Origin of the sequence: Noviherbaspirillum denitrificans (assembly GCF_002211445.1) — a bacterium.
Classification (GTDB): domain Bacteria; phylum Pseudomonadota; class Gammaproteobacteria; order Burkholderiales; family Burkholderiaceae_D; genus Noviherbaspirillum; species Noviherbaspirillum denitrificans.
Window position 1 is genome coordinate 1,556,708 of sequence record NZ_LSTO01000001.1, and the last position, 9,610, is coordinate 1,566,317.

10 protein-coding genes are annotated in these 9,610 nt (G+C 65.1%); 3 read left to right on the forward strand and 7 right to left on the reverse strand.

Features of this window, described 5'->3' with window-relative positions; all coding sequences use genetic code 11:
- Positions 1-8: 8 nt before the first annotated feature.
- Together AYR66_RS07745 and AYR66_RS07750 are read right to left on the reverse strand one after the other, a co-directional pair.
- Positions 9-473: a DUF2269 family protein gene (locus tag AYR66_RS07745; RefSeq protein WP_088707029.1), complete on the reverse strand. Its 465-nt coding sequence runs from the start codon at positions 471-473 to the stop codon at positions 9-11.
- On the reverse strand, positions 473-1,741 hold the full coding sequence (locus tag AYR66_RS07750) for an SDR family oxidoreductase (protein ID WP_088707030.1): 1,269 nt from the start codon (positions 1,739-1,741) through the stop codon (positions 473-475). Before AYR66_RS07750 ends, AYR66_RS07745 begins: the two co-directional genes overlap by 1 nt.
- Before the next feature lie 106 nt (positions 1,742-1,847).
- Between AYR66_RS07750 and AYR66_RS07755 the strand changes: the two genes are divergently transcribed.
- Positions 1,848-2,324 carry a hypothetical protein gene (locus AYR66_RS07755; RefSeq protein ID WP_088707031.1) on the forward strand — a complete coding sequence of 159 codons (477 nt, stop codon included), beginning with the start codon at positions 1,848-1,850 and terminating at the stop codon, positions 2,322-2,324.
- Positions 2,325-2,395: 71 nt separating this feature from the next.
- On the forward strand, positions 2,396-3,109 hold the full coding sequence (locus AYR66_RS07760; RefSeq protein ID WP_088707032.1) for an intradiol ring-cleavage dioxygenase: 714 nt from the start codon (positions 2,396-2,398) through the stop codon (positions 3,107-3,109).
- Positions 3,110-3,143: 34 nt separating this feature from the next.
- Here the strand turns inward: AYR66_RS07760 and AYR66_RS07765 are convergent, their stop codons facing one another.
- The 5 genes from AYR66_RS07765 to AYR66_RS07785 all read right to left on the reverse strand — a co-directional run bounded on the left by AYR66_RS07765 (position 3,144) and on the right by AYR66_RS07785 (position 9,337).
- On the reverse strand, positions 3,144-4,607 hold the full coding sequence (locus AYR66_RS07765; RefSeq protein WP_088707033.1) for a DUF1254 domain-containing protein: 1,464 nt from the start codon (positions 4,605-4,607) through the stop codon (positions 3,144-3,146).
- Between the two features lie 31 nt (positions 4,608-4,638).
- Positions 4,639-5,259, reverse strand: coding sequence for a DUF599 domain-containing protein (locus AYR66_RS07770; RefSeq protein WP_088707034.1), 621 nt, complete (start codon positions 5,257-5,259; stop codon positions 4,639-4,641).
- Positions 5,256-6,539 carry an MFS transporter gene (locus AYR66_RS07775; RefSeq protein WP_088707035.1) on the reverse strand — a complete coding sequence of 428 codons (1,284 nt, stop codon included), beginning with the start codon at positions 6,537-6,539 and terminating at the stop codon, positions 5,256-5,258. Before AYR66_RS07775 ends, AYR66_RS07770 begins: the two co-directional genes overlap by 4 nt.
- A gap of 64 nt (positions 6,540-6,603) precedes the next feature.
- Complete coding sequence (locus AYR66_RS07780) at positions 6,604-7,767, reverse strand: acyl-CoA dehydrogenase family protein (protein WP_088707036.1); 1,164 nt, start codon at positions 7,765-7,767, stop codon at positions 6,604-6,606.
- Positions 7,768-7,783: 16 nt separating this feature from the next.
- Complete coding sequence (locus AYR66_RS07785) at positions 7,784-9,337, reverse strand: AMP-binding protein (RefSeq protein ID WP_088707037.1); 1,554 nt, start codon at positions 9,335-9,337, stop codon at positions 7,784-7,786.
- Between the two features lie 116 nt (positions 9,338-9,453).
- Here AYR66_RS07785 and AYR66_RS07790 point away from each other — a divergent pair.
- Positions 9,454-9,610, forward strand: a 157-nt coding sequence (locus tag AYR66_RS07790) for a helix-turn-helix domain-containing protein (RefSeq protein WP_141104185.1), incomplete at its 3' end; no start/stop codon positions are given.

A 9,610-nucleotide genomic window follows, 5' to 3' on the forward strand; every position in this document is an offset into this window, starting at 1 on the left:
GCAAGAGTCTAGATCGGTTTTGTGACCATCAGATAAAACACCATCACAAACGCAAAGAATGCCGGCACGCCCAGCGCCACCCAGATCCAGAAATGCCGCCAGTAAGCCATGGACAAGGGAAGCTGATGCTCGACCGCTTCCCGCGCCAGGCCGCGCATGCGGATCTGGATCCAGACGACCGGCAGCCAGCAGGCCAGTGCCAGCAGGTACAGGATGACCGACCAGCGGATCCAGGTGCTCGACATTGGATACCCGGCCAGTTTGATGAGGTAGAAACCGGTGAGCGGCTGCAGGATGGCGGTTGTGGTGGTGAAAATCCAGTCCGCCAGCACCACGGTGCGCGTGACCACGGCGATGGCGCGCGAGTCGCGGCTGATCGAGGCGAACAACAGGTAGAAAGCCGAGCCTATTCCCGTGCCGAACAGGAAAGTCGACGACAGGATGTGCAGCCATTTCACGGTCAGGTAATCCATCAGCGTTCCTCCAGTTCGAGCAGCAGCCAGATCGCAGCCAGCATGGGCAGGTTCTTCAGCAGCGGGCCGTAGGGATGCCGCCAGAATTCCGGCAGGCGCCAGCTGATGACGGCGGTATAGAACAGGATCACGGCCACCTGTCCCAGCCACAGCCAGCGCCGCCGCTTCAGGACCAGGGTGGCGATGCCGAAGACAAGGTCGAGCAGCGCCGCGCCGTAGAGCATCACGGGTGCCAGCCAGCCGGTGATGCCGACGCGCGCCAGCAGTGCGTAACTCTCGGCAACCGGATACAACCCGAACGACACGATGCCGGTGACGATCCACACGATGGCGATGGACAGGCGCAGCAGCGGCAGCAGCCAGGCGAGTTGCGCGGCCAGCCGCGTGGTGTCGCGGGCAGCGGCGGGAACGAAGCTGCCGGCATCTCTTGGCGGATGCCCGAGCAGGCGCGTGATCGCGTCGGGACTGGCGGTATTGCCGCGCGCTAGCATGTCCAGCGTCTCGGTGTCGAGGATGCTTCCGGGCAAGGACTGCGCGATCCTTGCCGCCCCGCGGAACAGCGGCATCGGCACCGGCAGGACGAGCGCCGGCTTCAGGCCCATCGACATGCGCAATTCAGCGAGAAAGTCGCGAAAGCGCATTGCTTCCGGACCGACCAGGGCGACGCGCGTACCGCTCGGCGGCGGATGCGAGAGCAGGACCATGATGGCCGCTATCACGTCGTCGATGTGCACCGGCTGGATGCGCTGCCCTCCGCCTCCCGGCAAGCCGAGCAGCGGCAGGCTGGCCAGCGTGGTGAACAGGCGCGCGCTCGTCCCGCCGGGGCCGAACACCAGCGAAGGCTGCACGATCACCGAATGCACCGGCAGCGCCGCGAGGAAATCGTCCGCGCGTTTCTTGCTCAGGTGATAGCGGCTGCGCGCCTGCTCGTCGGCGCCGAGCGCGGAAACCTGCAGCACCAACTGCACGCCGCTGCGGGCGCAGGCGGAGAACAGGGCGCACGGAGCGCGTTCATGGATAAGTTCGAACGTCTGCGCGCCGCGCTCGCGGATGATGCCCACCGCGTTGACCACGGCATCGATGCCAGCCAGCCGGGGCAGCCAGTCTTCCGCCTGCAGGTCGCGCGTGAAATCGGCCTCGACATAACGCAAGCGCTTGTCCGTACCGTGCTTGCGCGTCGCGCACACGACCTGGTGCCCGGAGGCAAGTAGCGCTTCCGCAAGTCGGCTGCCGATGAATCCACTTGCGCCCGTCAACAAGATGACCACGCGTCTTTTCCTTTTCCGGGAACCGTCCCTTTAATCCGATATCACAAAATTACGACCCGTTATCAACACGGCGAGTTCATCCATCGATAACTTGTACGGAGGAAGCATGAAGACCTGGCCCCAAGCCCTACGCGACGGCGCCGTTTCCGGCAGCGTCGCCAGCGTCCTGTCGACTGCGGTACTGGCCGAACGCGGCCGGCAGGAAGACGGCACGCCTTTCGCCCCGACCAATGCGGTCAGCCACTGGATCTGGGGCGATCGGGCGATGCGCCAGGACACGCCGAGCATGCGTTACACGGCGGTCGGCTATACCATCCACCACCTGTCCGCGACGCTGTGGGCGGTCCTCTACGAAAAATGGTTTGGCGAAAGAGCCGAACGCCGCGAAGTCCTGCCCGCGCTCGCAGGCGGTGCGGCCGTCGCCGCCCTGGCCTGCTTCGTCGACTACAAGATGACGCCGCAGCGCCTGCAACCAGGCTTCGAGCAACGCCTGTCGACGCCTTCGCTGTTCATGGTCTACACCGCGTTCGGCGCGGCGCTGGCATTGCGCGGCCTGTCCCGCAGGAAAGCTGGAAAATACTGAAGGTCGAACAGATTCGGTGACTGGATGTAAACTGAATATTCCATCACCTCCGTCCCGAAAGGAATCCGGCCATGGACAAAGGCGCAGCAACACCGGAAGCCGGCATCAGCCGGCGCGACGCGCTCCTGATTCTGGGGGCGTCCATGATCACCGTCCCCGCAATTGGACAGGCGCAGGCGCTGATGCCGGCCTGCGTGGTCACGCCAGAACAGACGGAAGGCCCCTACTTCTCCGACTTCATGCTGAACCGCTCGGACATCCGCAGCGACCCGGGTGACGGCATTGCCAAACCCGGCATTCCGCTGGCACTGGTGCTTCGCGTGCGCGCGGTCGAAGGAAGCCGCTGCACGCCGCTGCCGGGCGCCATCGTGGATGTCTGGCATTGCGACGCGACCGGCGCCTATTCCGATGCGCTGGATTCCGCGTTCGATACGCGCGGCAAGAAATTCCTGCGCGGCTACCAGGTCACCGATAGCGGGGGCGCAGTACGCTTCACCACCATCTATCCCGGCTGGTATCCGGGGCGGGCAGTGCATGTGCATTTCAAGGTCCGCACCAAGGCACGGTCGGGACGCGATGCCGAGTTCACCTCGCAGCTTTATTTCCCGGACAGCATCAATGAACGCGTGCTGGCTTCCGCGCCGTATGCGCGTCCCGGAAGGCAGGGGCAACGCAATGAAAACGACGGCCTGTACCGCCGCGGCGGACGCTTCCTGATGGCTGACATTGCGCAGGCGCCGGGGGGCGGATTCAATGCCAGCTTCGATATCGGGCTCAACCTGTAGCGATGCCTTCCGAAAAGGAAAAGATGCTCGCGTGTCAACCCACGCGCCGCAGCACCGGCGGATCGTAACGCTGCTCCACGATCTCGGGCGACGGCATGTAGTTGCGCATGGTGAGGTTGAAGTTGCCCGACTTCGGCGCAGGAAGCCAGTTGCTCACCTTGTCCTCGGACGGACGCTCGGCCTGGATGTAGACGCGCAGCGTGCCGTCCGCATCGAACTTCAATCCCTTCATGTTCTCGCGGATCGCCCAGCGGTTGATCTCGTTGGGCACCAGGTTGAAGTCCTGGTACAGCGTGAATGACCAGAAGGCCTCGACCTTGGGGAACTGTTCCTTGCGCATCACGAGTTCATACTTTCCGCGGCTGTTGAGGCGCTCGCCGTTCTGGTCCTGCGATGCCCACAGGTAGGTACACTCGCGCGGCGGGTGCGCGACGATGCCCCACAGCGACTGCCACGCGGCGCGCATGATGTAGTCGTTCGTCTGCGCCTGCCCGATATTGGTGGGGAAGTAGAACCAGCCGTTCACCGAGCGCGCCCACGGCCGCTCGATGTGGGAACGCAAAGTGCGCAGGCCGTCCGCCGCCGCGCGGGCAAGGCCGCGATTGGTGGCGGCATCGTTGCGCGTCAGGTCGAGACCGGCGCCGATGTTCACCGTGCGGAAGCCGTCGAGCAGGATGGCATCCGATTCCGGCGGCGGGTTCTGCGCCAGCATGTGGTTGATCAGCAGGAAGGGACGCAGCGGGCTGGATGCGAGCTTCGTCACATCGAACACGTTGAAATCATTGGCGACGAACTCGCGTCCCGCCAGGAAGTCGGCCATCGGCGTGAGCTTGTTGCGCGCGAACAGTTCCTTCGCCTTCGCCACCTCGGCCGGGTCGTCCTGGTCGATGCGCAGACGCACCAGCGCAAACAGCCATTTCTGCTCGCTCTGGATCACGCGGTCGAAGCGCCCCTGCGGAACCTTGCCTTTCCATCCCGGCGGCACCAGCAGGAAGTTGCCGAACACCGGTCCGCCCGAGCGCTTGCTGATGTACGCAAAATTGTTCGTGTACATGTCGGACAGTTGCACCGAGAAGTAGCGCCCCTGCGGATCGGCCGCGGTCAGCACCATCGGCCCGTTGCGCAGGTCGATGAAGGCGGCGCTGTAGACGGTATCGGTGTTGAACGAGCCGCCGCTGCGGTAGTTTGACGTCGCCACGAAATCGCGCGACGCGATCCAGGAATTGATCGGGCGCTGCGCCGATTTCGGATTGAGCGTCCAGTTCCACATCAGGTTGGCGAAATAGACCAGCGGCCAGCCGTACTGGAAGGCTTGCAGGCCGATGGAATACGCATGCGCCTCGCGCGGGTCGGCGCCTTCGCCTTCCTGGCCGCGCAGCAGTTCGCTCTCCACGCCGTAGCCGGTTTTCGGCGCGTCCTGCGCGGAGGCGCGGGGCAATCCGGCAAAGCCGGCGCCAGCGACCAGCAGCGTATGTTTCAATAGTTCTCGTCGATCCATGATGACCTCTCTTGAAATGATGGAAATGGGGTTAGCGGTCCATGCGGAGGAACAGCGCTACGACAGCGGCCGTCGCTACCGGCAGCAACAGCGGCCCGAACAGCCAGAACACCAGCGGGATGGTGAGGAAATACGCACGCATGCCCAGGGTGTAGAACAGGCCTGCGCGGTTGAGGCGCGCGGCAATCGCCTCCGGAGCGAAGGGTCCGCTTGCCTCGGCGGCAGGCAGGCCGATCATGAACAGCACATGGTTAAGGTGGCGCAGCACCATCGCGAACGCGAAGAAGGCCGCGATCAGGACCACCAGCAGGCACAGCAACTTGGCGAGCAGCCAATCGCCCTGCGCCCCGGCGATCCACCATGTCCGCGAAAGGCTCTCCGCCTGCGCCGACAGGGTGAGCGTGCCGATGATCAGCAGCACGGCGGACGATGCCTTGAAGGTCGCGGTCATCACGTAATTGCGCAGGCTCTGCACCGCCATCACATCCTTGCTGCGGTCGCGCATCACGCCGCGCACCCACAGCAGCCTTGCCTCCCGGTTGACGGCATGGAAGGCGGGCGCCGGGCGCAGCATCGCAAGGACGGCATACGCGAGGAGCAGCACGCTGCCGGCCACCGCCGCGGCGGCCTCGTTATGGAGCGGCGCGTTCATGCCGGGGTGTGACGGGTGGCTGCGGTCCACAGGCGGCCGCCCGATTTCTGCGGATTCATCAAGGCCATGCTGACCAGGCCGCCGACGATGAGGATCACGCCGCCGAAGAAGAAGCCGCGCTCGTAGCCGCTGCCGCTGGCCCCGGCCGTCATCTGCACCAGCCAGCCGGTTAGTACCGGCGCGCACAGGCCTGCCAGCGCGGCCACCGCATTGCCGATGGCGAGGATGCCGCCGCGCTGCGACTTCGGCACGATTTCGCCGAGGATGGCCGGCCCCACCGAGTAGGTCACCAGCGTCATGCCGCCGCCGACCGCCAGCAGCACGAATTTCTGCAGCGGTGCGAGGTCGAACAGCAGCACCGAACAATTGAGGATGCCGGCTGATACCAGCGCGACGCCGATGAAGGTGCCGCGAGCAAGGCGCGACGGCACGCCTGCAGACAGCAAGTGCTGCGACAGCCATGCGAGGCCGAGGCTGACCGGCGCGGTGATCGCGATGAACAGCGCGAACATGCGGCCCGCCGTGATCGGCTCGAAGCCGAGGCCCTTCTGCAGGTAGGCCGACAGCCAGGTCAGCGACGCGGCCAGCACCCAGTGCGCAACGAAGTGGGCAATGTAGTTGCCGATCACGGTGGCGTCGCCAAGCAGTTTGCGGTACGGGATACGCTCACTGTCTTCGCTCTTGCCGGCAGCTGGCCGTTCGACCGTGCCCTCGGCGCCGAAAAAGTACCAAAGCACGCACCAGGCCATGCCGACCGCGGTGAGGAAATAAAAGTTGGCGCGCCAGCCCCATGCGGCCGTGATCGCGGGGATCAGCAGGCCGGCCAGCAGCAGGCCGGCGGAGCTGCCCTGGTGCAGCAGCGCGACGGGCAGGCTGCGCTTGTTGTCGGGGAACCACTTGTACAGCGCATGGGTGGCAACAGGCGATGCCGGCCCTTCGGTCAGGCCGAGCAGCACGCGGCAGGCGATGAAGGTCAGGAAGGAGGCCGATGCCGCCAGCGGCAGCTGGATGATCGCCCAGGCCACGGCCATCACGAGCAGGATGCGGCGCGCGGCGACGCGGTTGGCAACGAAGCCGCCGACCACCGCGCCGACGGCGTACAGCCAGTAGAAGCTGCCGCCGATGATGCCGAACTCGGTCGGCGTGAGCTTCAGCTCCTCCATCAGCGGCACGGCCACCAGGCCGAGCACCACCTTGTCGAGGAAATTCGTCAGCATCATGACCGCCAGCATGGCGGCGATCGCCCAGGCCTTGCCGGGCTGGTATTGCGGCGTGTTCATTGTTGTCTCCTGCCGTTTCTTTTCGCTGTCTTCGCAGCGATTGATGGTCGTGTAGGGTGGGTGGCTACGCCTGCAAAATCTCCCGCGCCACCGCATTGCGCTGAATCTCACTCGTCCCTGTCAGGATGCGCGCCAGCCTCAGCTGCCGGAAGGTCAATTCCACCGGATGGTTTTTCGTCACGCCGACATTCCCGTGGATCTGCACCGCCTTGTCCGCGATCTCGAAGCAGCGCTCCGAAATGAATACCTTGCAGGCCGATGCTTCCATGCGCAGGTCTTCACCCTGGTCGGCCTTCATGGCGGCGTGCAGCATCATGCTTTCGCAGGCAAACAGCGTGGTCGCCATGTCGGCCAGCATGTGCTGGATGGCCTGGAAGCGTGCAATCGGGCCGCCGGATTGCATGCGGGTGCGCGCATAGTCGAGTGACATCCTGTACACCTTGCGCGCCGCGCCGATCATCCATGAGGTATGCAGCAGGCGGTTCAGGTTGACGCGCGCCATGCCCAGGCGCAGGCCGTTGCCGAAGCCGCCGATGACGTTCGCCGCCGGCACGCGCACGTTTTCAAACACGATGTCGGCATCGATATGCTGGCCGGACATCGGTACATAGGTTTCATCCATTCGCACGCCCGGTGCATCCAGTTCGACGAGGACGGCGGTCATGCCCTTCGGGCCCGCTTCCGGATCCGTCACGCAGATCACGATGGCGATGTCGGCGAAGGGGCTGCCGGAAATGAAATGCTTGCGGCCGTTGATCACCAGGTCGTCGCCGTCGCGCACCGCACTGGTCTTGATGCTGGCCGCGTCGGAGCCGGAATGCGGTTCGGTCATCGCGAAGCAGATGCCCTTGTCGCCTTCCATCACCGGCTTGAAGAAGCGCTCGATCTGGTACGCCGACGCGAAGTTCATCAGGCTGCCGACGCGCGGCGGGCCGCTCAGTTCACCCAGCACGTGCAACGCGAACAGTGCGCCGGTTTCGGCGATCTCGGCCTTCAGCAGGCACAGTTCCACCGTGCTCAGGCCCGGGCCGCCGAGTTCGACGGGCAGTGCCGCCTTCAGCAGGCCGAGTTCGTTGGAGCGCTTCCAGATGCGGCGCAACAGGTCGCGCGGCCACGGGTCTTCCGGGCCGAGGCGCGCTTCACGCTCGAGCGGGATCAGTTCGTCGCGGACGAAGCGCAATGCGCGTTCGCGGATGTCGACGTAGGCCGGGCCGGTCAGGTGTTTCATGTGCTTCTCCTTGAAATCAGTTCACCATGCGTTGCTGGCCGGCCCAGTAGGGCGCGCGCACTTCCTTGCGTGCCAGCTTGCCGTTCGCGTTCTTGGGCAGGGCCGGCACGAAATCGATGCTGCGCGGCGCCTTGTAGTCGGCCAGCAGGGAACGACAATGCGCGATCAGGTCCTGCTCGTTGAGCTGGTTGCCGCCGCGCGGCACGACCAGCGCCTTCACCGATTCGCCCCAGCGCTCGTCGGGCACGCCGATCACGCAGGTTTCATACACCGCGGGGTGCTGGTACAGCGCCGCCTCGACCTCGGTCGGATAGACGTTGAAGCCGCCCGACACCACCATGTCCTTCTTACGGTCGACGATGTAGACGAAGCCTTCCTCATCGACGCGCGCCAGGTCGCCGGTATGCAGCCAGCCGTCAACCAGCACTTCGGCGGACAGTTCCGGCTCGCCCCAGTAACCCATGAAGACGTCCTCGCCGCGCACCACGATCTCGCCGATCTCGTCGCCGCTGACATCCTCGCCGCGTTCGTTGACCACCCGTACTTCCGTCTCGCCGTAGGAACGGCCGCAGGAAGCCAGGCGGTGCGGCGCGCTGCGCATCGCTTCCGCATGGTCGCGGATGGACAGCAGGGTGACGCCGGAAGTCGATTCGCTGGCGCCGTAGCCTTGCGCGAGGATGGGGCCGATACGTTCCCACGCTTCGCGGATGCGAGCCGGCGCCATCGGCGCCGCGCCGTAGGTGAGCTGGCGCAGGCTGGACAGGTCGCGCGTGGCGAGGCTGGGTTCCTGCAGCAGCGCATTGATCATCGCCGGCACCATGAAGGTATGGGTGATGCGGTAGCGCTCGACCGATGCCAGGAAATCGGCCGGATCGAATTTCTCGAACACATGCACCGTCGCGCCGGCGTACAGGAAGGGCTGGATCAGCATGCCGCTGGCATGGGTGATCGGGCCCAGCAGGCCGATGCGGTCGCCCGGCTGCGGCATCACGTCATTGCGGAACAGCACCTTGCGGATGCAGGCCATGCGGTTGCCAAAGGACTGCATCGCCGCCTTGATCTTGCCGGTCGAACCGGACGAGAAATGCAGCACCGCCAGGTCGTCGCGGCTGACCTCGACGCGCACCGGCGCCTCGGAGGCGCCGGCAATCAGCGCCTCGTAGTCGAGCATGCCGGCGCCGCTGCCGTCGAGGCTGATGAAATGGCGCACCGATTCGAATCCCGGCGTCGCGCGGCTGTAGTGGGTAAAGCCTGGGCCGGCAACGATGGCCTGCGGCCGCGCATTGGACACCACGTCGCGCGCCTCGCTTTCGGTGAAGCGCGCATTGAGCGCCGCCTTGACGAGGCCGGCCTTGAGCAGCGCCACCTCGAGTTCCACCAGCTGGGTGCAGTTGCGCGCCTGCAGCGCGACGCGGTCGCCCTTGCGCAGGCCGAGCGCCAGGAACACATTGGCGAGCCGGTTGCTGCGCTCGTCCAGCGCGGCGAAAGTGAGGATGCTGCGGCCGCACACCACGGCTTCGCGCTCGGGCCAGAACCGGGCAGCCCTGCGGATATGTCTGCAAATGTCCACTCGAACTCCTTCTTGTGCATTGTTGGTATGGCGTCAGTTTCGGCCTCCAATACGATTCCCGCAATGTACGATTTGTTGTAACCTGATAAAAAATAGTTATGGAGACGGGATAGGATATGAACCTGAATGACATCGACTACCTCGCGACGGTGGCCGAACACCGGCACGTAGGCCGCGCCGCCGACGCACTGGGCCTGACCCAGCCGGCGCTGACGCGGGCCATCGCGCGCATGGAGGCGCTGGTCGGCATGCCGCTGTTCGAACGCCATCCGA

What these genes read in the sequence shown, in the direction of transcription:
- AYR66_RS07745 (WP_088707029.1), bottom strand. Translation starts at nt 473, where the DNA reads ATGGATTACCTGACCGTGAAATGGCTGCACATCCTGTCGTCGACTTTC.
- AYR66_RS07755 (WP_088707031.1), top strand. Translation starts at nt 1,848, where the DNA reads ATGAAGACCTGGCCCCAAGCCCTACGCGACGGCGCCGTTTCCGGCAGC.
- AYR66_RS07760 (WP_088707032.1), top strand. Translation starts at nt 2,396, where the DNA reads ATGGACAAAGGCGCAGCAACACCGGAAGCCGGCATCAGCCGGCGCGAC.
- AYR66_RS07765 (WP_088707033.1), bottom strand. Translation starts at nt 4,607, where the DNA reads ATGGATCGACGAGAACTATTGAAACATACGCTGCTGGTCGCTGGCGCC.
- AYR66_RS07770 (WP_088707034.1), bottom strand. Translation starts at nt 5,259, where the DNA reads ATGAACGCGCCGCTCCATAACGAGGCCGCCGCGGCGGTGGCCGGCAGC.
- AYR66_RS07775 (WP_088707035.1), bottom strand. Translation starts at nt 6,539, where the DNA reads ATGAACACGCCGCAATACCAGCCCGGCAAGGCCTGGGCGATCGCCGCC.
- AYR66_RS07780 (WP_088707036.1), bottom strand. Translation starts at nt 7,767, where the DNA reads ATGAAACACCTGACCGGCCCGGCCTACGTCGACATCCGCGAACGCGCA.